This window comes from Arthrobacter sp. 24S4-2 (assembly GCF_005280255.1).
Lineage (GTDB): Bacteria > Actinomycetota > Actinomycetes > Actinomycetales > Micrococcaceae > Arthrobacter.
The window spans coordinates 148,213-169,975 of record NZ_CP040018.1; the positions used below are offsets into that span (position 1 = coordinate 148,213).

General features: G+C 66.5%; 20 protein-coding genes and 2 pseudogenes. 14 read left to right on the forward strand and 8 right to left on the reverse strand.

Annotated elements, in window-relative coordinates:
• The first annotated feature begins 39 nt into the window (after nt 1-39).
• A pseudogene (locus FCN77_RS00760) lies at nt 40-899 on the forward strand (HAD family hydrolase).
• Nucleotides 900-968: 69 nt separating this feature from the next.
• On the opposite strand, the gene FCN77_RS00765 reads toward FCN77_RS00760, so the two are convergent.
• From FCN77_RS00765 to FCN77_RS00785, 5 genes are all read right to left on the reverse strand, one after another.
• The gene (locus FCN77_RS00765) at nt 969-1,568 is read right to left on the reverse strand and encodes a MarR family transcriptional regulator (protein WP_137320700.1); all 600 of its coding nucleotides are present in this window, start codon (nt 1,566-1,568) and stop codon (nt 969-971) included.
• A 115-nt stretch (nt 1,569-1,683) separates the two neighbouring features.
• Nucleotides 1,684-2,391, reverse strand: a complete 708-nt coding sequence (locus FCN77_RS00770; RefSeq protein ID WP_137320701.1) for a hypothetical protein — start codon at nt 2,389-2,391, stop codon at nt 1,684-1,686.
• Entirely contained in the window at nt 2,384-3,019 is a 636-nt protein-coding gene (locus FCN77_RS00775) for an RDD family protein (protein WP_137320702.1), read from the reverse strand. The genes FCN77_RS00770 and FCN77_RS00775 overlap by 8 nt, the downstream gene beginning before the upstream one ends.
• Nucleotides 3,016-3,816 (reverse strand): hypothetical protein, encoded by an 801-nt coding sequence (locus FCN77_RS00780; protein WP_137320703.1) that lies wholly within the window; start codon nt 3,814-3,816, stop codon nt 3,016-3,018. Before FCN77_RS00780 ends, FCN77_RS00775 begins: the two co-directional genes overlap by 4 nt.
• The gene (locus FCN77_RS00785; RefSeq protein ID WP_137320704.1) at nt 3,813-4,790 is read right to left on the reverse strand and encodes a hypothetical protein; all 978 of its coding nucleotides are present in this window, start codon (nt 4,788-4,790) and stop codon (nt 3,813-3,815) included. Before FCN77_RS00785 ends, FCN77_RS00780 begins: the two co-directional genes overlap by 4 nt.
• 192 nt (nt 4,791-4,982) lie before the next feature.
• On the opposite strand from FCN77_RS00785, the gene FCN77_RS00790 reads away from it, so the two are divergent.
• Nucleotides 4,983-7,373 carry a phosphoketolase gene (locus tag FCN77_RS00790; protein ID WP_137320705.1) on the forward strand — a complete coding sequence of 797 codons (2,391 nt, stop codon included), beginning with the start codon at nt 4,983-4,985 and terminating at the stop codon, nt 7,371-7,373.
• A 3-nt stretch (nt 7,374-7,376) separates the two neighbouring features.
• Here FCN77_RS00790 and FCN77_RS00795 read toward each other — a convergent pair whose 3' ends face one another.
• On the reverse strand, nt 7,377-8,702 hold the full coding sequence (locus FCN77_RS00795) for a carboxylesterase family protein (RefSeq protein ID WP_137320706.1): 1,326 nt from the start codon (nt 8,700-8,702) through the stop codon (nt 7,377-7,379).
• A gap of 95 nt (nt 8,703-8,797) precedes the next feature.
• Nucleotides 8,798-9,286, reverse strand: a complete 489-nt coding sequence (locus FCN77_RS00800; protein WP_137320707.1) for an inorganic diphosphatase — start codon at nt 9,284-9,286, stop codon at nt 8,798-8,800.
• 160 nt (nt 9,287-9,446) lie between these two features.
• Between FCN77_RS00800 and dacB the strand changes: the two genes are divergently transcribed.
• The gene (gene dacB / locus FCN77_RS00805; protein ID WP_254679073.1) at nt 9,447-11,009 is read left to right on the forward strand and encodes a D-alanyl-D-alanine carboxypeptidase/D-alanyl-D-alanine-endopeptidase; all 1,563 of its coding nucleotides are present in this window, start codon (nt 9,447-9,449) and stop codon (nt 11,007-11,009) included.
• On the opposite strand, the gene FCN77_RS00810 is transcribed toward dacB, so the two are convergent.
• Nucleotides 11,006-11,233, reverse strand: coding sequence for a hypothetical protein (locus FCN77_RS00810; RefSeq protein WP_137320709.1), 228 nt, complete (start codon nt 11,231-11,233; stop codon nt 11,006-11,008). The genes dacB and FCN77_RS00810 overlap by 4 nt on opposite strands.
• A 180-nt stretch (nt 11,234-11,413) precedes the next feature.
• Between FCN77_RS00810 and FCN77_RS00815 the strand changes: the two genes are divergently transcribed.
• The 11 genes and pseudogenes from FCN77_RS00815 to FCN77_RS00865 form a co-directional block, all read left to right on the forward strand.
• Nucleotides 11,414-12,532 carry a zinc-dependent metalloprotease gene (locus FCN77_RS00815; protein WP_137320710.1) on the forward strand — a complete coding sequence of 373 codons (1,119 nt, stop codon included), beginning with the start codon at nt 11,414-11,416 and terminating at the stop codon, nt 12,530-12,532.
• Nucleotides 12,533-12,601: 69 nt separating this feature from the next.
• Entirely contained in the window at nt 12,602-13,663 is a 1,062-nt protein-coding gene (gene tilS, locus FCN77_RS00820; RefSeq protein ID WP_175417401.1) for a tRNA lysidine(34) synthetase TilS, read from the forward strand.
• A gap of 29 nt (nt 13,664-13,692) precedes the next feature.
• On the forward strand, nt 13,693-14,244 hold the full coding sequence (gene hpt / locus FCN77_RS00825; RefSeq protein ID WP_011690021.1) for a hypoxanthine phosphoribosyltransferase: 552 nt from the start codon (nt 13,693-13,695) through the stop codon (nt 14,242-14,244).
• 204 nt (nt 14,245-14,448) lie between these two features.
• The gene (gene ftsH, locus FCN77_RS00830; protein WP_137320711.1) at nt 14,449-16,518 is read left to right on the forward strand and encodes an ATP-dependent zinc metalloprotease FtsH; all 2,070 of its coding nucleotides are present in this window, start codon (nt 14,449-14,451) and stop codon (nt 16,516-16,518) included.
• Nucleotides 16,519-16,527: 9 nt separating this feature from the next.
• Nucleotides 16,528-17,181, forward strand: coding sequence for a GTP cyclohydrolase I FolE (gene folE / locus FCN77_RS00835; protein ID WP_137320712.1), 654 nt, complete (start codon nt 16,528-16,530; stop codon nt 17,179-17,181).
• A 10-nt stretch (nt 17,182-17,191) separates the two neighbouring features.
• On the forward strand, nt 17,192-18,127 hold the full coding sequence (gene folP / locus FCN77_RS00840; protein WP_137320713.1) for a dihydropteroate synthase: 936 nt from the start codon (nt 17,192-17,194) through the stop codon (nt 18,125-18,127).
• A gap of 13 nt (nt 18,128-18,140) precedes the next feature.
• Nucleotides 18,141-18,500: a dihydroneopterin aldolase gene (gene folB, locus FCN77_RS00845; RefSeq protein WP_137320714.1), complete on the forward strand. Its 360-nt coding sequence runs from the start codon at nt 18,141-18,143 to the stop codon at nt 18,498-18,500.
• Complete coding sequence (gene folK / locus FCN77_RS00850) at nt 18,497-19,051, forward strand: 2-amino-4-hydroxy-6-hydroxymethyldihydropteridine diphosphokinase (protein WP_137320715.1); 555 nt, start codon at nt 18,497-18,499, stop codon at nt 19,049-19,051. The genes folB and folK overlap by 4 nt, the downstream gene beginning before the upstream one ends.
• Nucleotides 19,052-19,054: 3 nt before the next feature.
• Complete coding sequence (locus FCN77_RS00855) at nt 19,055-19,582, forward strand: DUF3180 domain-containing protein (protein ID WP_137320716.1); 528 nt, start codon at nt 19,055-19,057, stop codon at nt 19,580-19,582.
• On the forward strand, nt 19,563-20,075 hold the full coding sequence (locus FCN77_RS00860; RefSeq protein ID WP_137320717.1) for a PH domain-containing protein: 513 nt from the start codon (nt 19,563-19,565) through the stop codon (nt 20,073-20,075). The genes FCN77_RS00855 and FCN77_RS00860 overlap by 20 nt, the downstream gene beginning before the upstream one ends.
• Before the next feature lie 32 nt (nt 20,076-20,107).
• Nucleotides 20,108-21,622 (forward strand): annotated as a pseudogene (locus tag FCN77_RS00865) (PH domain-containing protein); the annotation flags it as partial.
• Nucleotides 21,623-21,763 lie beyond the last annotated feature (141 nt).

Consider the following 21,763-nt stretch of genomic DNA (forward strand, 5'->3'; position numbering starts at 1 on the left):
GTCCTAGCGGGTGCCCGGGGTGTCTGCTGTACTAGTTGAATGACAACACTGACTGAAACCTCAGTCGCTGGCAACGATGACCAGCGAAACAACGGCAAGAACAACTCAACCCGGAAGCTCATGGTGGCACTGGATGTCGACGGCACCCTGGTCAACCACGACGGCCACATGTCGGCCCCGTCCGCGAGGCCGCCCAGGCGGTGGTAGCCGCGGGCCACGAAGTCCTGATCGCCACCGGCCGTTCCCTGAACGCCACCCTGCCCATCATCGAGCAGATCGGGATCGAGACGGGCTACGCAGTGTGCTGCAACGGCGGCGTGACACTCAGGCTCGATCCGGCACACCCCGAGGGCTACGAGGTGATCCGCAAGGCCACGTTCGACCCGGGTCCCGCGCTCCGGGCCCTCCGCAAGCGGCTTCCGATGGCCAAGTACGCGCTGGAGGACGAGGACGGCAACTTCCTGTCCACCGAGCGCTTCCAGGACGCCAGCTTCGGTGTGGAGGCAATCGGCGTGGACTTCCAGACCATGCTCGACGCCACCGCAGTGCGCGTGGTGGTGTTCAGCTCGGAGAACACCTCCGAGGACTTCAACGAGGCCATCAAGCACATCGGCCTGGCGGGCGTGACCTACTCCGTGGGCTGGACCGCCTGGCTGGACATCGCAGCCGAAGGGGTCACCAAGGCCAGCGCCCTGGAACACCTCCGCGGGCACCTGAGCATCGAGTCGCATCTCACGGTGGCGATCGGCGACGGCCGCAATGACATTGAGATGCTCACGTGGGCTGGCCGGGGCGTTGCCATGGGCCAGGCTCCGGACGAAGTGATCGCCGCGGCGGACGAGGTCACCATGTCCGTCCACGACGACGGCGCCGCGCACGTTCTCCGCAGCCTCCTCTAGCGCGGGGCTGCTTCGGGTTCGGCCGTGCAGAGCGGAGCCGGCGTCCTGGCGGAAGCGGGGCCAGCGGACCTAGCGGACTTCGAGGATCAGCTGGAGCAGCCGGGCAGCGGCCGGGCGGGCCGCATGTTCCTCGTTCCACTGTGCCCTGGCAACGGCCTTGCTGACCGCCTGCGTGGTGATGCCAAGCTCCTGGGCCACAGCTTTCTGCTGGCCGCGTACTCCGGGCGTCAGCAGGTCCAGGACGCGCCACTCGGCGGCGCTGCGGTCATGCACGATGTGGCCGAGAAGCTTCAGTACGGCCTCGGATTCCGCGGCGAGATCGGCAAGCGGGCCGTCAACCGCGACCGGGATGCGTTCCTTGCCGTTCCGGAGCCGGTCCACCGCCCGGCGGGCGTAGATCAGGCCGTGCCCGGTGGCGTCCTTGATCTGGTTGGGCAGCGGCTCATTCACCGGCCCCACACCAATCCCCACAAACCAGCTCCCGCAGCGAAGGGCGATCAAGGCCGCCTCCACCGCCTGGTGCGGGCAGTCCACGATGCCCTGGACTTCGTCTTCCACGGAGCGGTCGAAATCAAGGCGCGCGGGGATGTGCCGCAGGTCCTTGAGCAACTGCGGCACCCGGTCGCCATCGCGCCGGCTGTCCGTTTGATTGATGGTCAGCGTGAACATTGTGGATCACAGAATACCCGGTGGCGGCCCCGGGTTCAGCGGCAATGTGTCAGGCGGGCATCCCCGCGCTGTTGCCGCCCACCTTGGAGGCGGCGGGCTCCTGACCATCCATCACCTAATCCAAAGACACCGCGGAATGGACGACGGCGGGCGGCAGGGCTTGGAATGCTGCTGCGGCTTCCGGGACACCAGTATTTCTAAGACCCTCCTGGATCATGCCCACCAGCTGTTCAGGGCTATTCCGTGTGGTGAAGGTGAAGAAACGGAGAGGCCTCCCTGCGCCGTCCGGACCTCGTGCGGGCAGTGCTGTAGCCGTTACCCGTGATTCCCTTGCGCGGAACACTACCGCAAACTGTCCCCGCACGCCGAGGGAAATCTTGTCCTCAGGATTCAGTGTCCTCAGCAGCCGGTCCGCGTCGGTTCCTGCCGGAGCCACAACGGCGCGGAGGGTTCCGGCGTCGATGTCCTCCCAGAGGACTGCCCTGGCGGCGTGCTTCTGGCTGTAGCGGTAAAGAAGGCCGCGGTCGAAAACGAGGAGCCGCCGGAAGCTCCACAGGAGCGTTAGCGACCACAGGGCCAGGCCAGTGAGAATGCTCGCCACAACGTACAGCGGAAGGTTGGAGAATAGTCCGGGACTTCGGGAGGACGTCGGTTGGCCCGTGAACTCGGCTACGGCGGCGAAGACGAAGCCTGCGCCGATGAACCACGGCATCAGCTTCCAACTGATGTGCCATGACAGCTCCGAGTGCCGCAAGGGGCCCAGTTCCTGACCGTACTGTCGCTCAGCCTGGCGTACCAGCCAGGTCCTTCCGGGTTCAGCCACGCCGGTTGCCATTGTTGTAGAGATTGGGCAGCTGATGGTGCTGTTCAGCGGCGGCCTGGTCAGCGGCAGCCAGCTGGGGATCTCGTACGGGTGCAGCCCCCTGGGAGACGCCTGACCGGAGGTCTACGGCAGTGAACTTCGCGTCGAAGGTGTCCCCGCCTCCTCCACTGAGGGCGGAAGCGAAGGCCACCAGGTAATAGAGCGGTGCGAAGGACCAGCAGATGGCCCTCCAGCCGCCCAGCCAGGCTCCCGACGTCGTGCCGTCCGCGATTCTGACAGAACGCATACCGGCGGCTGCGTCGCCCAGGCTGCCGGTAGACCCCATGATCATGCCGTAGGCAAAAAGCACCAGGAACCAGACGGCTGCGAGGGTCGCGAGGAACAGCCCGTTGCTGGCAAGAAGTGCAAGGGAGGCCGAGCCCAAGACGAGGTTCTGGATCAGGGAGTTCAGCACCGCCATAAGGATTCCAGCAACAGCAAACACTACGACGGCATCCAGCGCACGTCCCCAGAAATGGGGCCAACCGGCCTTGCGGACGTAGCGCTCACCCGTGCGGGTGTAGGCCAGCACGGGGCGTCCCGTGACTGTGTCCAGCAGCCCCGTGCTGCTTTTCGGGGCGCGGCTCATGCGGTGCGGACCAGCGAAGCGAGGGCGGATTCAAGGGTGACCGTGGAAGCTTCCCGCAATTCGAGACGGACCGAGTCCCCGGAAAGCCCTGGAGTCGCCGCGCGCGATACTTTAGGCGTCAGGAGGTGTACGCCGGAGGGACCGGTGTAAACGGTCACCGTGGGAAAATCGTCCGAGCCGGTGCTGAAGGCGACGACATTGCTGGCCGCGAGCGTGTCGGCGAGAGCGGTGGAGGCGTGGGCTTCGAAATCGGATTCGGAATAGCTGGACGGTTCCGAGTCCCGGGCAGCGGCCCCTTCGGGGTCGACGAATTCCGCCAGGCGGGCCGGCAAACGTTCGGGCGTGATGACGGTGAAGCCGTGCAGCCCGCCGTCGTCCACTTCCTCCAGTAGCACGCCTTCCACATGGACGTAGGCATAGAGCCAGCGTTTCCCGGTGGAGACCGTCCGTTCAATGGAGACGACGCTGTCGCCACTGCGACGAAGGGTCAGCGCTCCGGTGATTTCCTCCACGGCGTGCAGCCTGCTCGGCTCGCTCTCGCCTTGGAAAATCACCGGGTACACGATCTCCTTGGCCAGGAGGCCACGCAAGGCAACGGCGCACAGGACTGCTTTTTCGGTGGGCTGGGCCGAGAGCCAGGGCAGGGCGACAACCTGGTCATGCTGGACGCCATCGAGGGCGACAACTTCCTCGTCCGTAAGCGTTGGCAGGACCGCCCCGTCAGCAGTAGCCGATTGCAGGACTTTGGCCGCACACTGAACGTCGCGTTCCGTCCATTTCATGGTGTTTGTGGTCATCCGAATATTCCTCCGACAAATTTACCGACTGATTTGGCCGCATCGCCGACCCCATCTGCCACCTTACTGCCTGCATCTTTTGCGAAATCGACAACCTCACCGGCGCCGTCCGCGATGTAGCTACCGGGGTTCCGTGCGAAATTGCTGATGGAATCCCAGTTGTCGGCCACCAGGTTTCCAAGGGCCCACGCGCCGGCCACGATGCCCGCACCAACGATGATGGGGGCGCCGATCGGCCCCAGTAGTGCCGCACCGCCGGCTGTCATGAGCATGATGCTTCCCACGCCGCCTACCACTGAGAGCCCGCCGGCCACCTGGTCACCGGTGCCGCGCCAGCCTTCGTGCTGCGGATTCACGATGTCGCTGATGCCGCCCACAATATTAAGGGGCGCGGTTAACGCCCCCGCAACGCGGAGTCCCTTGGAAAACTTGGTGGCGTCCTGGAAGGCTTGGCTGTAGGGAATGTTGGCCTTGAGGTCGGCGATGACGTCAGTGATCTTGCCGCCGCTCCGCAGGGAGTCAAGGGCCTCGTTGAGCACAGTGCCGCCGGCCCGCCAGTTGGTCAGGACTTCCCGTGTCTTGGCGAAGTCCTCCCAGCCCAGTGTTCCGAGCTTGTAGGCAGCCCAGAGCTGTGATCCGAGGTCCTTGGCCGCCATCCCTGTGTCGTACACGTCCTTGATGACGCCCACCGAGCTTTCGCCGCCTTTGTGGCTGGCGAACTCCTGCTGCTCAGCTTGCGCCTTGAGTTCTTTGGCGCTGGCCTGCAGCAGGCTGACAGCCTTTATGAGGGTTTGCCGGTGCTGGCCGTTCCAGTCGGCCGTGAAGCGAACGGCATCCTGGCCTCGCCAGGAGGTGTCTGCGTTGATGACTTTGCTTAGCTGCAGGCTTTGCAGGTTGATGCTGTCCGCAGCTTTGCTCATGGTGCCTGCAAGCGTCCGCAGCTGGGCAATGTCTGCCCCGTATAATCCGGCCATCTGGAGTCCCCCGTGGTGCTTCGCTCTCAAGTTTCCAAGCCAGCCTAGACGTTCCCACGGTCTGGCGCGATGGAGAGACCTACCCATCGCTGTGAAGGGGCCCATCGAACTGTCCGGGGTTGTTTCAGCCGCCCGGAGATGTTGCGATGGGAGTTGTGCCACCGACGGAGCCCGAGTGAAGCGAGGACTGCAGTGACCAGTGACGTGAATGATGCCCTGCTTGGTGACACCGAACTTGAGCTGGTGGACCGCTGGTGGCGGGCGGCCAACTATCTGTCCGTGGGCCAGATATACCTCCGCTCCAACCCGTTGCTGCGGGAGCCGCTCGGTGCCGAAGATACCAAATCCAGGCTCCTGGGCCACTGGGGCACCACGCCCGGGCTCAACTTCATCTACGCCCACCTCAACCGGGTCATCCGCAGGGACGGGCAGCAGATGCTGTTCATCGCGGGTCCCGGCCACGGCGGACCCGCGGTGGTGGCCAACGCCTGGCTGGAGGGCACGTACTCCGGGATCTTCAGTAATGTGGGCGACGACGAGACCGGGTTGGCAGAGCTCTTCCGCCAGTTTTCCTATCCCGGCGGCATCCCGAGCCACGCGGCCCCCGAGACTCCCGGGTCCATCAGCGAAGGCGGCGAACTCGGGTACTCGCTGGCGCACGCATACGGATCCGTCTTCGACAATCCTGAGCTGATCACCGCCGTCGTGATCGGCGACGGCGAGGCCGAAACCGGTCCGCTGGCCGCCAGCTGGCACTCGCACAACTTCCTGGACCCGGTGGCTGACGGGGCAGTGCTGCCCGTCCTGCACCTGAACGGCTACAAGATCGCCAACCCCACGGTCCTGGCCCGGATGCCGGAAGCCCAGCTGGAACAGCTGCTCCGGGGCTACGGCCACAATCCGCATTTCGTCACCGTGGCGGACCCCAGCGATACGACGGCCGCACACCGGGACTTCGCCGCTGCCCTGGAAAGCTGCCTTGCGGAGATCCGTGGCATCCAGGCAGAGCGCCGGGCGGCTCCGAACGCGGACGGCGCCGCGGCCCGGTGGCCCATGATTGTGCTGCGTTCACCCAAGGGCTGGACCGGTCCCAGGCGGGTGGACGGCAAACAGGTGGAGGGGACCTGGCGCAGCCATCAGGTGCCGCTGGCAGAGGTCCGCACCAACCCGGAGCACCTTGCACAGCTGGAACAGTGGCTCGAGTCCTACCGGCCCCGTGAGCTCTTCGACGATCACGGCCGGCTCCGTGCCGAGGTCGCGGAAAACGCACCCGCGGGGGAGCTGCGCATGAGTGCCACGCCGCATGCCAATGGCGGCATCCTGCTACGCGACCTGAAACTGCCGGACTACCGCAAACACGCCGTCGAAGTTCCCCGGCCCGGGGCGGAGCGGGTCAGCGCCATGGCCACGCTGGGCGCCTGGATGCGGGACGTCATTGCGCTCAACCCGGAAACGTTCCGGCTCTTCGGCCCGGACGAGACCGCCTCCAACCGCCTCCAGGACGTCTACGACGTCACGGACAAGGTGTGGCAGTACCGGATCGACGACGTCGACGAGCACCTCGCGCGCGCCGGCCGGGTAATGGAGGTGCTCAGTGAGCACCTGTGCCAGGGTTGGCTGGAAGGCTACCTCCTCACCGGCCGGCACGGTGTTTTCAGCTGCTACGAGGCCTTTATCCATATTGTCGACTCGATGTTCAACCAGCATGCGAAGTGGCTCAAGGTCCACCGGCAGCTCGCCTGGCGCCGACCCGTTGCGTCGCTTAACTACGTCCTTTCCTCGCACGTCTGGCAGCAGGACCATAACGGCTTTTCGCACCAGCACCCGGGCTTCATCGACCACGCGGTGAACAAGAAAGCCGAGGTCATCCGCGTGTACCTGCCGCCGGATGCCAACACCCTGCTGTCCGTAATGGAGCACTGCCTGGATTCCCGGGACTACGTCAACATCGTGGTCAGCGGCAAGCAGCCCTCACCCGCCTGGCTGGGGCCGGCAGATGCCGCCCATCACTGCCAGCGCGGACTGGGGATCTGGGAATTCGCCGGCTCCGAAGTTCCCGGAGAAGAACCGGACGTGGTGCTGGCCTGCGCCGGGGACGTGCCCACCGTGGAGACGGTCGCAGCCGCCGAACTGCTCAAGGAGGGCGCGCCGGGGCTGAAGATCCGGGTGGTCAACGTGGTGGACCTGATGCGGCTGCAGGACGCCAGCGAGCACCCCCACGGCCTGACATCGAGGGACTTCGACGGCATTTTCACCGCGGACAAGCCGATCATTTTCGCCTACCACGGCTACCCGTCCCTAATACACCGGCTGGCCTACCGGCGCACCAACCAGGAGGGCATGCACGTCCGCGGCTACAAGGAAGAGGGGACCACCACCACGCCGTTCGACATGGCCATGCTCAACGGAATCGACCGCTTCCAGCTGGCCATCGACGCCATAGACCGTGTCCCGGGCCTGGCGGAGCGGCACTCCCTGCTACGTCAGTCCCTGCAGGACCGCCGCATGCGGGCCCACAACCACACGCGGAGCCACGGCGAGGACCTGGAGGAGATCCGGAACTGGTCACTGAACGCGGGGTAGCGGTCAGACCAAGCAGTATTCGAGGGCATCATCGACGCCGCCCGCTGCGCCGAGGCCGTCACCGCGGGCAAAAGCGGCCCACAGACCGCGCACACTCCTGCCAACGGCGTCGATCTCGTTCCAAGTGGCACCCTCCAGGAGTCCGGCGCCTTCCCAGGTCCGCTGGTTTCCGAACAGCAGCGGCAGATCCACGGTGTGGGCGGCGCCGTAGTAGTTGCCCGGCGCGGCCCAGGACAGCACGTAGTTGTATGCCTTGCCTCCGGCGCGGGCGTGCCGGCGGGCAAACCTGCGGGCTGACCTGCCGTATACCGCTTCGGTCACAACCCAGCTAATGCCGTTAACCACCGCATTGCCAAGGACCGGGATCTTTGCCAGCCGCCTTGCCAGGGGGCTGCTTGGCAGGAACAGGCGCGTTTCCTCGGAGGTGTGGCCGATCAGCACCTCGATGTTCGGCGCGGTGGTGTTCCACGCGGCTTCGATGCCGTATTCCGGCGGTAGCGGGGCATGCCCGTATTGGGTGCCGAACGGCATGGCGGCCATCAGCCCGTACTTCCGGGCCACCTGGGAGACATGGTCCTCGATGGCGACGACGTCCATGGCCGGGGTGTCCTCGGTGACGGCTTCCGCTGCGACGCCCATGGCGGCGTTCATTTTCGCCCGGCCCCTCGCAATTCCTAAGGGTGCACTCTGGATGATGGCGCGCTGGAACAGTGTCGGCGCCTCCGGCGTCGCCATGAGGTGGGCGACGGCGTCGCCCCCTGCTGACTGCCCGAAGGCGGTGACGCGTCCAGGATCGCCGCCAAAGGCGCCGATGTTGCGCTGCACCCACCGGAACGCCTCAAGCTGGTCCAGCAGGCCAAGGTTCGCAGGCCGGCCCGTTCCGGTTGCAAGGTAGCCGAACAGGCCCAGGCGGTACGTCACGGAGACGACGATGACGCGGTTCTCGGCCACCAAAGCCTTGGGGTCGAAGATGGCCAGATCCCCGGAACCTGACGTATAGGAACCGCCGTGCAACCAGACCATGACCGGCACCCGTTCATCGTCGCTGAGGTCGGCCGGTACCGTGATCGAGAGATTCTGGCACGCCTCACTGCCGGGAAGCTCCCCGTAGCGGGTGCCGAGGATATCGTCCAGGAAAGGCACCGGACCCTGCGGGCAGGCCGGGGACAGCGAGGTGGCCGCCAGGGCCCCGGTCCAGTCGGCCGCGGCCACCGGCGGCCGGAACCGGCCTGCTGTGGCATAGGGGATCCCCGTTGCCCGCAGCACGGCACCGTCCCGCCATCCGGTGACGGGACCGCAGGGCGGATTGAAGGAAGGCTCGGAAGTCACAGGGCAACGATTCCACAGGTTCCTGACCCGCCGCTGAAAACGACGACGGCGGGTGCCGGTTCGCGTGAACCCGGCACCCGCCGTCGAACTGCTTGCTAGTGCGCTGCCGGAACGTAGCGCTTGATGGAAGCTTCGAGTTCGGCCTCGGCGGCGGCGCGGTCGCCCCAACCCTCGGCCCTGACCCACTTGCCCGGCTCCAGGTCCTTGTAACGGGTGAAGAAGTGCTCGATTTCCTTGATCAGGTATTCGCTGACGTCGCTGACCTCTTTGATGTGGTCGAAGCGGGCGTCGGTGGGCACGCAGAGGACCTTGGCATCGCCGCCGCCGTCGTCCGTCATGTTGAATACGCCGATGGGGCGGGCTTCAACGATGACACCAGGGTGCAGATCGAAGTCCTGCAGGAGCACCAGCGCGTCCAGCGGGTCGCCGTCTTCGCCGAGGGTGTTCTCGAAGAAACCGTAGTGGGTGGGGTACTGCATGGACGTAAACAGGACGCGGTCCAGGCGGACGCGGCCGGTCTCGTGATCGACTTCGTACTTGACGCGTGATCCCTTGGGGATCTCGATGGTCACGTCATGCTTCATGGAATGCTCCTCGACTTCAGGGGTGTTCGCGGCACACTTGACGTTCGACGAAAGAAGTGTCGGTGCCGCCGACTACTATTGAGGATATAGCGATAGGCCCAGGTTTCATGAACTAGTGGGGACATTTCAGGACTAAAGGACCAACAGCAGCATGAAACGCATGATGAGCCGCGCGGCCAGCCATCCCTGGTTCGCCATCATCGGGCGCCAGCTCCCACTGGTTCTGCTGACCATCCTGGTCGTGGCGCTCGCCGTCCCCGCGGCCACGGTGCTGGCTCCCGCCTTTACCGGCCGCGGCACCGGGCCGGAAGCCCCTGCCGCCACAGTTCCTGCCTGGCAGCAGGTTCCGCGCGATCTTTCGCTCCCGCAGGGCATTGCGCCCCTCAAGGGCTCGGCGCCTGTCCCGTGGCCGGACACGCTCGCCGCCCAGCTCAACGCCACACTGAAGACCGACGGCGGCGGAACATTTACCGGCGTTGTGAAGGATGCCGCCACCGGCCAGGTGCTCTTCGACCGGGGCGGGGCGGAAAGCCGGGTGCCGGCCTCCAACATGAAGCTCCTGACCGCCGCCGCCGCCGTCCGCGCCATGGGCCCGGACCAGCGCTTCAGCACCAAGGCCATTGCGGGCGCCACGCCGGACCAGGTGGTCCTGAAAGGCGGTGGCGACGTCCTGCTCGGTGCGGGGGAGTCATCCCGGGACGCCGTGATGGGCCACGCCGGGCTCGCCACCCTGGCGCAGCTCACGGTCAAGTCCCTCCAGGAAAGCGGAGTCAAGGGGCCGGTCCGCATACAGCTGGACGACACTCTTTTCAGCGGCCCCGCCCTGAACCCGAGCTGGAGCCCGGAGGACGTGGCGGCCGGTGAGACCGCCCCGCTGTTCCCGATGGCCCTCAACTCGGCCCGCTACGATCCCGCCGTCACCACGGGACCGCGTCCGCAGGACGCCGCCATGACGGCGGCCGAGGCGTTCTCGGCCCAACTCACCGCGGCGGGTGCCGCTGCAGGACTGACTGTCACACCCGGCGTCGTGCGGGGCCAGGCTCCGGCGGCGACTGGGGTGCCAACCGAAAAGCCGGCGGGCGGGGAACCTGACGGCAGTGCCGCGCCATCCGGAAATGCCCCGCCGGGCGCCGCCGCGGCAAGCAGCCCCGGCAAAGTGCTGGCGGAAGTTCAGTCGGCGACCCTCCGGCAGCAGGTGGACCTGATGCTGCAGACCTCGGACAACTATCTGGCCGAAGTGGTGGGCAGGATGGCTGCTCTGGCCGCGGGACAGCCCGGCAGCAACGACGGCGCCACTGCCACCGTGTACAAGCAGGTCCAGGACCTGGGCATCCCCACTGACGGTCTGCGCCTGGCGGATGTGTCCGGGCTGTCGCTGGGAAACCAGGTCTCGGCCGGGCAGCTGTCCGAGATTGTCCGTGCAATTACATCGGGCACTGAACCGAGCCTGCGGGCAGCCATCGGCGGCTTCCCGGTGGCAGGCCTGACCGGAACGCTGGGCAACAGGTATACGGACCCCTCCACCGAACGGGGCGCGGGGCTGGTGCGGGCCAAGACCGGGACCCTGAACTCCGTCATCGCCCTCAGCGGGTATGTAGTCGACGCGGACGGACGGCTCCTGGTGTTCTCGTTCATTGGAAACGGACTTGACCCGGGCGCGGCCGGAAACAAGACGGCGCTGGACCGCTCGGCGTCGGCCCTTGCCTCCTGCGGCTGCCGCTAGCTCGCCGCCACCTCGGCCGCGTCGCCTGCGCCTTCGCCCGCCGGGCCGGCGTCCGCAGTGCCAGCAGCCGAACTGAGCTGAAGACCGGTGGCCGGGGCAGCCGCCGGGGCGGCGCCGAACGCGGCGGTGCCCAGCAGGCCCGCCATCACCACGGACGCCAGGACTGACCGCCAGCCGGTGCTCTTACCCAGGGTCAGCGGCGGAACGGGACGGTACGCAATCATCGGACTCTCCTCTGTAGGGCTGGCTTCTGCATCAAGTCTGGCCCCGGACAATTGCGTTCTTCTGTTTCAATCCTGTGGCTCGCCTGTGCTTTGCAGGCGGCGTTGCGGCCGGGGCACAGGCCGTTCGTCGCACAGCGAACTTAAGGCGCAACCGCGGTGTGCTGTGATGTGATGGACGCTATGGAGTCAACTGCAGGCGATTCATCAGCACCGGCCCAGGCACTCATCAACTGGGAACTCGCAGCATCAACGGCAGCCCGTCTGGCTCCGCCCGGCCCGTCGCTGGGGTCCGCCGAAATCGGCACGGCCGTTGACAACCTGCGCCTCATGGCGGACATCTCGGTGCCGCACGTCCACGACATCACCGGGCTGGAGGCGGCACGGGACCTTCGTGATTCCTCAGTCCTGGTGGTGGACCGGGCCTCGTGGGCCAAGGCCAACACCCAAAGCTTTGCCGTCATGCTGAAACCGGCCATGGAAAAGATGCTCGAAAGCCGGCACGGCACCCTCAGCCCGGGTGCGGCGGCCGTCGGCGGAGCCATCACCGGAAGCCAGCTGGGCGCGGTGCTGGCCTTCCTCTCCAGCAAGGTCCTGGGACAGTACGACCCCTTCTCCGCGCTTGCCGAAGACTCCACCGCGCCGGCGGCGGGGCGCCTCCTGCTTGTGGCGCCGAACATCGTCCAGGTGGAGCGTGAACTCAACGTTGCGCCTGAGGACTTCCGGCTGTGGGTCTGCCTCCACGAACAGACCCACCGGGTGCAGTTCGCCGCGGCACCCTGGCTCCGCCACCACATGCTGAATGAAATCGACAACCTCAGTGAGCATTTGCTGGGCAACGTCGACTCCCTCCTGGAACGGGCCTCAGCCGCTGCCAAGTCGCTCAGGGACCGCACTGCGACCGGATCAGCCCCGGGCCGCGGCGCCATCCTGGACCTGCTGCAGGACCCGGAGGAAAAGGCTTCACTGTCCCACCTGACCGCCGTGATGAGCCTGCTGGAAGGCCACGCCAACGTGGTGATGGATGCCGTGGACTCGAGCATCGTTCCCTCGGTCAGGACAATCAGGCAGCGCTTCAACGCCCGGGGCAAGGACCGCGGCGTCGTGGAGAAATTCATCCGCAGCCTGCTGGGCCTCGATGCCAAGATGCGCCAGTACACGGACGGCGCCAAGTTTGTCCGGGCCGTGGTGGATGTTGCGGGAATGGAAGGCTTCAACCGGGTTTGGGAATCCGCCGGAAACCTGCCCACCGAGCCGGAAATCCATGACGCAAAGCTCTGGCTCGAGCGGATGGGTCTTTAGTTGTCCCAACCCAAAACCGGACGACGGCGGCCCGGCCGGCTGTCGCCGGTCGTCGGCAAGGCACGCAAGATGCTGCAGAACGCACTGGCCGACGCCGGTTACCCCCAACGGGTGCTCGTCGCCTGCAGCGGCGGTCCGGATTCCCTGGCCCTCGCGGCCATCGCGTCCTACTTCGGCCGCCGCGGCCATGTGGACGGCCACCCCGTTTCGGTGGGGGCCGTCGTCGTCGACCATCAGCTGCAGCCCGGCTCCGCCGGCGTCGCCGCCCAAACCGCCGACACCCTCAGGGAGCTGGGGCTCTCCCCGGTGGAAGTGCAGCAGGTGGACGTCGCATCGACCGGCATCGGCCCCGAAGCCGCGGCACGGGACGCCAGGCACGCTGCCCTGGAGAACGCCGCAGCCCGGGCCGGTGCCGGTGCGATCCTCCTCGGGCACACGCTGGATGACCAGGCGGAGCAGGTGCTTCTTGGCCTGGCCCGCGGCTCCGGAACGCGTTCCCTTGCGGGAATGCGGCCGGCCCGCGGGCTTCTCCTGCGGCCATTCCTGGGCCTGCGCCGCGCTGACACCCTCGAAATCTGCGCCGTCGAGGGCCTTGACCCATGGCATGATCCCAGCAACTCCGACCCCTCCTTTGCCCGCTCGCGGACCAGGGTGGAGGTCCTGCCGATGCTGGAGGAAAAGCTCGGTCCGGGCGTCGCTGAATCCCTGGCCCGGACGGCAGCGATCCTGCAGTTGGACGCCGACTACCTCGACGACGTGGCGAACAGCACTTATGGGCAGCTGGCGGAGCATTCCGGCACCGAAATCAGCCTCCCCGAGGCTGCCCTGCGCGAGCTGCCGCCGGCCATCCGGTTCCGTGTCATCGCCAAGGCGTCCGCCGCCGTCGGGGGCCAGCAACCCAGCTACCAGCGGCTGCTCGCCGCGGAGGGGCTCCTGCGCCGGCAGGGTTCCGCCGGCCCTGTTGAACTGCCCGGCGGCGTCAGCGCCTACCGGCTTTCGCTGGCGCAGATCCTCGCCGGCGAAGGGCGGAATCAGCCCGGATCGGCGCGGGATGGTGCCGACGCCGGTCCCCGCGAAGGCGCCCGCTGTGGGAAGCTAGTATTCCGGCTTCAAAAGCCACCCCAAAAATAGTCGCACCCGCATCTACACAGGAGCCATTGGTGGATTCAAACGACGTCCAGGCAGACCTCAAGCACGTTCTCTACACCAAGGATCAGATCCAGCAGCGGATTACCGAACTCGCTGCCCAGATCGACAAGGACTATGAAGGGCGGGAGCTCCTGATCGTCGGCGTCCTCAAGGGCGCAGTCATGGTCATGGCAGACCTGGCCCGGGCACTTCACAGCCACGTTTCCATGGACTGGATGGCAGTTTCTTCCTACGGCTCCGGCACGCAGTCTTCCGGTGTTGTGCGGATCCTCAAGGACCTCGACACGGACCTCATGGGCAAGGACGTGCTCATCGTTGAGGACATCATCGATTCCGGCCTGACGCTTTCCTGGCTCAAGACCAACCTGGAATCCCGCGGCACCGCGTCCGTGGAAATCTGCACCGCGTTCCGAAAGCCCACGGCCGCCAAGGTCCAGATCGACGTCAAGTACGTCGGCTACGACATCCCGAACGAATTCGTTGTGGGCTACGGCCTGGACTACGCCGAGAAATACCGCAACCTGGACTTCGTGGGCACGCTGGCCCCGCACGTTTACGAGTAGTCGAATCCGCCGGGCTCCCTCCTGGCCTTGCCGGGCCCGTCGCGGGCCACGGCCGGTGCCGCTACGCCTAGAGGGAACTTTTGCCCCTGATCGTGCGTGAATCATTCCGAACGGTGTATAGCTAGTAGCTGACGCAGCACCACACGCGCGCAGACCAGTCGCCGTGCAGCACTACCAGGAGGGACGGGGCCAGCCCCCGATCAGATGAAAGCTAAGAGTTTCTTCAAGGGCCCGGGCATCTGGATCGTAGTTGTGGTCGGAATGCTTCTACTGGCCTTTGCCATGCTGGCTCCGGGCGGATCAACCCGGATTGACACGAAGCCGGGCCTCGAGCTCCTCGCGGACAACGGCAAGGTGGAGCAAGCCAAGATCTTCGACGCGGAGAACCGCGTGGACCTGGTGCTCAAGGACAACCTGGTCATTGACGGGCAGGACAAGGGCAAAAACGTCCAGTTCTTCTTCGTCAACGCCCGCGCCGCGGATGTGGTCAAAGCCGTCACCGACGCGAACCCTCCCAGCGGCTACACGGACCAGCCGATCGAAAGCAACTGGTTCTCCGGGCTGTTCTCCCTGATGGTCCCGGTGCTGCTGCTTGGTGTCCTCTTCTGGTTCCTGCTGTCCCGGATGCAGGGCGGCGGCTCCAAGATCATGCAGTTCGGCAAGTCCAAGGCCAAGCTGGTCAACAAGGACATGCCCCAGGTGACCTTCAACGATGTCGCCGGCGCGGACGAGGCCGTGGAAGAGCTCCAGGAAATCAAGGAATTCCTCGCGGAACCGGCAAAATTCCAGGCCGTGGGGGCCAAGATCCCCAAGGGTGTGCTGCTCTACGGCCCTCCGGGCACCGGCAAGACCCTGCTGGCGCGCGCCGTCGCCGGTGAAGCGGGCGTGCCGTTCTTTTCCATCTCGGGTTCCGACTTCGTCGAAATGTTCGTCGGTGTGGGTGCGTCCCGTGTCCGAGACCTCTTCGAGCAGGCCAAGGCCAGTGCGCCGGCCATCATCTTCGTGGACGAGATCGACGCCGTCGGCCGCCATCGCGGCGCCGGCATCGGCGGCGGCAACGACGAACGCGAACAGACCCTCAACCAGCTGCTGGTTGAGATGGACGGCTTCGACGTCAAGACCAACGTCATCCTGATCGCCGCCACCAACCGTCCCGACGTCCTGGACCCGGCCCTGCTCCGCCCGGGCCGCTTCGACCGCCAGATCACCGTGGAAGCCCCGGACCTCGTGGGCCGCGACCAGATCCTGCAGGTCCACGCCAAGGGCAAGCCGATGGCTCCCGGCGTCGACCTGAAGGCTGTTGCCAAGAAGACGCCCGGCTACACCGGTGCTGACCTGGCGAACGTCCTGAACGAGGCCGCCCTGCTGACGGCCCGCTCCAACGCCAACCTGATTGACGACCGCGCCCTCGATGAGGCGATCGACCGCGTCATGGCCGGCCCGCAGAAGCGCAGCCGCGTCATGAAGGAACACGAGCGCAAGATCACGGCCTACCACGAAGGCGGGCACGCCCTGGTGGCGGCGGCGCTGCGCAATTCGGCCCCGGTCACCAAGATCACCATCCTGCCCCGCGGCCGCGCCCTGGGCTACACCATGGTGGTCCCGGAGAACGACAAGTACTCCATCACCCGCAACGAACTCCTGGACCAGATGGCCTACGCCATGGGCGGCCGAGTGGCAGAGGAAATCGTCTTCCACGATCCTTCCACCGGAGCATCCAACGACATCGAAAAGGCCACCTCAACGGCCCGCAAGATGGTCACGGAATTCGGCATGAGCGAACGCGTCGGTGCCGTCCGCCTCGGCCAGGGCGGCGGCGAACCGTTCCTGGGCCGCGATGCCGGCCATGAGCGCAACTACTCGGACCAGATCGCCTACATCGTGGACGAGGAAGTGCGCCGCCTGATCGACCAGGCCCATGACGAGGCCTACGCGATCCTGACCGAAAACCGCGACATCCTGGATTCGCTGGCCCTCGAGCTCCTTGAGCGTGAAACCCTGAACCAGACCGAAATTGCGTACGTCTTCCGGGACATCCGCAAGCGCGACTTCCGTGAAGTGTGGCTCTCCAAGGAAACCCGTCCCGTGCAGTCCTCCGGTCCCGTGGAATCCCGCCTGGAAAAGGCGGAACGTGAAGCCCAGGAAGAAGCCACGGAAGCCCGGCTGGAGGAGCCGCTCGACGCGCGGCCGCCGCACCCGCAGGGTGTGGCCGGGCACGAGACCTTCGGGGGCGGTGTTACGGACGTCGGCACCGACGGACCGCAGCACGGCTAAGCTTCTGCTGTGAATCATTTCGACGACGACGACGTTTCCGCCTCCGCCGATCCCTCGACGGGCCGCTCCTCACATGGCTCCGGGAGCCGCTCCGACCACAAGGTTGACCGCCGCCGGATCGAGGCGGCCGTGCGGGAGATCTTGCTGGCCATCGGCGAGGACCCGGACCGCAGCGGGCTCCTGGACACCCCCAAGAGGGTAGCCAAGGCCTACTCGGAGGTGTTCGCGGGCCTGCACCACGATCCCGCGGAGATCCTGTCCACCACCTTTGACCTGGACCACGAGGAACTGGTCCTGGTCAAGGACATTCCGTTCTACTCCACGTGCGAGCACCACCTGGTGCCGTTCCACGGAGTGGCGCATGTGGGCTACATCCCGTCCCATGACGGCAAGGTCACCGGACTGAGCAAACTCGCCAGGCTGGTGGACATGTTCGCCAAGCGGCCGCAGGTGCAGGAACGCCTCACTACCCAGATCGTCGAAGCACTCGTAACGCACCTCAAGCCGCGCGGCGCAATCGTGGTGATCGAATGCGAACACCTGTGCATGTCCATGCGCGGCATCCGCAAGCCCGGTGCGAAGACCGTCACCAGTGCCGTACGCGGTCAACTGCATGACCCGGCCACCCGCGCCGAAGCCATGAGCCTCATACTCGGAAGGTAATAAACAGACTATGGACTCCCTAGCTGCAGCCCCTGGAACCGGACCCGCAACAAGCCCCTTGCCAATCCTGCGCAAAGCGCGGCCGGCAGCCAAGTTTGAAGATCTCCCCACGGACCGCACGCTGGTGATGGGCATACTGAACGTCACCCCGGATTCCTTCAGCGACGGCGGCAAGCACCCGACGCCGGACACTGCCATCGCCGCCGGCCTCCGGATGTTTTATGCCGGCGCCGACATCATCGACGTCGGCGGTGAATCCACCCGGCCCGGGGCGGAGGAAGTCAGCCCCGAAGAGGAACAGCGGCGCGTCCTGCCCGTCGTCGAGGCAATGGTCAAGGCCGGCGCCCTGGTAAGCATCGACACCACGCACGCCTCGACCGCGGCCGCCGCCCTGAAGTCCGGTGCCGCCATCATCAACGATGTGTCCGGGCTGACGATGGAACCCGAAATGGCCGATCTCGCCGCACGCACCGGCGCTCCGTACGTGCTCACGCACCGCCGTGGCGACGCCAAGACCATGAACTCCCTGACCGAATACGGCAATGTGGCGGAGGAAGTCGCGGCCGAACTGGTGGGCGTCCGGGACAAGCTGTACGCGGCCGGCGTGGCGCCGGAACAGATCATCGTGGACCCGGGCCTGGGCTTCTCCAAGAACGATGAGCAGAACTGGGAACTCCTGCGGAACATGGGCCCGCTGGAGTTCCTTGGCCACCGGATCCTGGTGGGGGCTTCGCGCAAGCGCTTCCTCGGCACCCTCCTGGCCGTGGCGGGCAAGACTGCCGCCCCTGAGGAACGGGACCACGCGACTGCCGCCATCACTGCCATCAGTGCCACACGCGGCACGTGGGCGGTACGGGTGCACGACGTCGGACCCAGCCTTGACGCCGTCAAGGTGGCTGCCCGGATGACTCCCGGGCCGCTCGGCGACACCGGCACCACCAACTAGGCAGGCAGCCACGATGGACAAAATAACGCTGAGCGGTGTTACCGCCGTCGGCCATCACGGGGTGTTCGATTTCGAACGCCGCAACGGCCAGCCGTTCATCGTTGATGCCGTGCTGCACCTGGACTTCAGCAAAGCCGCGGCATCCGACGATGTCCTCGACACCGCCCACTACGGTGAGGTGGCCGAACGCATCAAGCACTGGATTATTGGCGAGCCCCTGAACCTGATCGAGGCCCTCGCCGTGCGTATCGCGGAAGACCTCCTGCAGGAATTTCCGCTCGCCGCCGTGGACATCACCGTCCACAAACCCAAGGCACCCATAGAGGTTGAGTTCGGCGACGTCTCCGTCAGCGTCCATCGGAAGCGGTCATGAACCCGCCACAGTCGAACAACCCGTACATCCGCGCTGTGCTTGCCCTGGGCAGCAACCTGGGGGAGCGGAACGACACTCTCTCCAGCGCCGTCGCGGACCTTGTGGACCGGCCCGAGGTGCGGCTGACCGCCGTGTCCCCGGTGGTCCAGACGAAGGCCGTGGGCGGCCCCGAAGGCCAGCCGGACTTCCTGAACATGGTGATCACGGTGGAGACATCGCTGCCGCCTCTCGAGCTGCTGCGCCACTGCCAGGCGGTTGAAAACAAGCACCTCAGGGTGCGCGAGGTGCGGTGGGGCCCCCGGACCCTGGACGTGGACATCATCGCCTACGGGGACGTTGTGAGCTCCGACCCCGTCCTGACGCTGCCCCATCCCCGTGCCGCGGAACGGGCGTTTGTGCTGTATCCGTGGTCGCTCGTCGACCCGGCGGCCGAGCTTAATGGCGTGCGCGTGGGCGAACTGGCCCTCCGGGCCACCGATTTCCCGGACCTCGCCATGTTTGACGGTTTTGGCGACTTCGACGGCCTGCCCACCGCCGGTGCGGTGGAGTAGCCCGTGAAACCCATCAACCCGTTCCTGCTGACCGTGGTGGGGCTGATCCTGGCCATTGCCGGATGGTTCGCAACGGTCATGGCCACCCGCTACAGCATGGCCACCCCGGTGCTGCCCCAGACTGCCCTGGTGACCATGGGGGTGATCGTTGCGCTCACCCTGGTTTTGGGGATCCGTGTGCTGCGCTGGCGGAACGGCAAGAAGAAGAAAATGCTGAACCCCATCCTGGCTGCCTGGACCCTGGTCCTCGCCCAGGCCTGTGCGTACACCGGAACGGTGCTGCTGGGCTGGCATGCGGGGATTTTCCTGGACCTGCTGCGGCTGTGGAACCTGCGCAGCGACCAGGGGATCACCTGGCTTACGCTCTCCATGGCCGGCGGCGGCCTGGCCATGATCATTGTGGGACTGGTAGTGGAACGCTTCTGCCGGATCCCGCCGGAGGACGGCGATGCCGAAGGCACCCCGGGGCTGCCCGGACGGGGCGCCCGCAAACCCAAGGGGGAGGGCGAATATGCCTACCGAGGCGATTGACCCGCCGGGCATCGCCTGGCTCCGCGTTTCGCCAAAGTACGTGACCGTCCGACTGGTCGGGTGGGCGGCCGGAAACCTGATTGCCGTGGCGCTGTTTTCGCTGCCTCTGGTTTTCACCTTGCTGGGCTGGTGGACGTGGCCGCCGCTCTGGCTGGCCGTTACGGTTCCGGCGGTCATGCTGGTGCTGGCCCTCTGGCGGCTCGCGCTCATCCCGCGGCAGGTCCGGGCCATCGGCTACGCTGAGCGCGATGACGACCTCCTGATTCGCAGCGGTATCTTCTTCCAGCGCGCAATGGTGGTTCCGTACGGCCGGATGCAGTACGTGGACATCGGCGTAGGCCCGGTGGAACGCGGCCTGGGCCTGTGCACCCTGAAACTGCACACCGCCTCGGCCGGCACCAACGCCGAGATTCCCGGCCTGCCCGCCGACGAAGGGGCCAGGCTCCGCGAACAGCTTTCGGCCCGCGGCGCGGCACGGCTGGCCGGGCTGTGACCTCTGACCATCCCGTGACCTCTCACCACCCCGTGACCGCCGACGGAGCGGGACCGGTTTCCGTTAAGCCCGACGGCGAGTGGCTGCGGGTACATCCCGCGTCACCGTTCATCCGGGGCTGGGTGGCGCTTGCCGCCATCGGCTTTTTCTTCGGCCGTGACACTTTCGAACGGTTGCTGCAAGGCCGGCCTCTCCTGGACGAGGCGTATTCCGGACGGGTGCCGTTCCTGGTTGCGGGCGGCGGGCTGGTCCTGGTGCTGTCCGTGCTGGGGTTCATCCTGACGTGGTATTTCACCCGCTACCAGGTTGCCGAGGGCTATGTCCGCGTGAACACCGGCTTCCTGTTCAAGCAACAGCGCCAGGCCCGGCTTGACCGCGTCCAGGCCATCGACATCGTCCAGCCGCTGCTCGCCAGGATCTTCGGCCTGGCCGAACTCAAGTTCGAGGTGGCCGACGCCGGCGAATCAGCCGTGCGCCTGGCCTACCTCCGGATCGGCGACGCCCGCCAGCTGCGGGCCACCATCCTGGCACGGGCGGCGGGGCTGGAACCCGACCCGGAGCGCCCCGAAGAAGCCCCGCCCGAGGCGCCGGAATTTCCGGTCCTGTCTGTCCCGCCGTCGCGCCTGGTCGGTTCGCTGCTCCTGAGCGAGCAGAGTTTCTTTGTGGTGCTGGGCGCTGTCGCGTCCGTGGTGCTGTCCGCCGTCACCGAGAACCGCGGCTTCTACTTCTACCTGATCCCCGCCGCCCTGGGCCTGGCCGCCGCCTACTGGGGGTCCTTCAACAAGGGCTACAACTTCACTGCCGCCATCTCGCCGGACGGCATCCGTCTCCGCTACGGGCTGCTGGATACACAGGCGCAGACCCTTCCGCCCGGCCGGATCCAGGCGCTGAAAATTACGCAGCCGCCGCTGTGGCGGATCTTCGGCTGGTACCGGATGCAGGTCAATGCGGCCGGCTACGGCGGCCCCGGCAGCAACGGTGAGGGCGCCTCCCGCACCACCCTCCTACCGGTGGGTGTGCTGGCGGACGTCATGAGCATGCTGTCGCTGGTGCTCCCGGATCCGGGAACCCCGGATCCGGCACGCGTCTTTACCGCCGGACTGACCGGGCTCGCTCCCGCAGACCGGAAGATTCCGGCAAGGCAGCCGGCCGCCGCGCCGGCTTCGGAGGCCGTCACAGCAGTGGAGCCCGACGGCGGGTTCGTCACCAGTCCGCGCCGGGTGCGGCTGCTGGCTCCGCTGGGCTGGCGCCGCAACGGCTTCACCGCCACGGACACCGCGCTGCTGCTCCGTTCCGGCCGCCTGTGGCGTGAGCTGGTTGTTGTTCCCCACCAGCGCACGCAGTCGATGGCCCTGCAGCAGGGGCCGCTGGCACGGCGCTTCCGTGTGGCCGACCTTGTCCTGCACACCACCGCGGGCCCCGTGTCGCCGCGACTCATCCAGGCCGGCCTGGACGAAGCCCGGACCCTGTTCGATGCCCAGGCCGCCCGCGCGCGGGAAGCGCGCAAGCGCCAGACCAGCGAACAGTGGCTTGCGCAGGTCGCCCCGGCGGTGGCGGTTGAGCATCCGGTGGTTGAGGCTGGGCCCACGGCCGCAGGATTCCCTGACCGAGCTCGCGAGGTTAGGGAGCGGCTGGGGAGCGAAACAGGGCCCGCCGAAACCGCGGATCCCGGAAAGCTTGATCCCCAG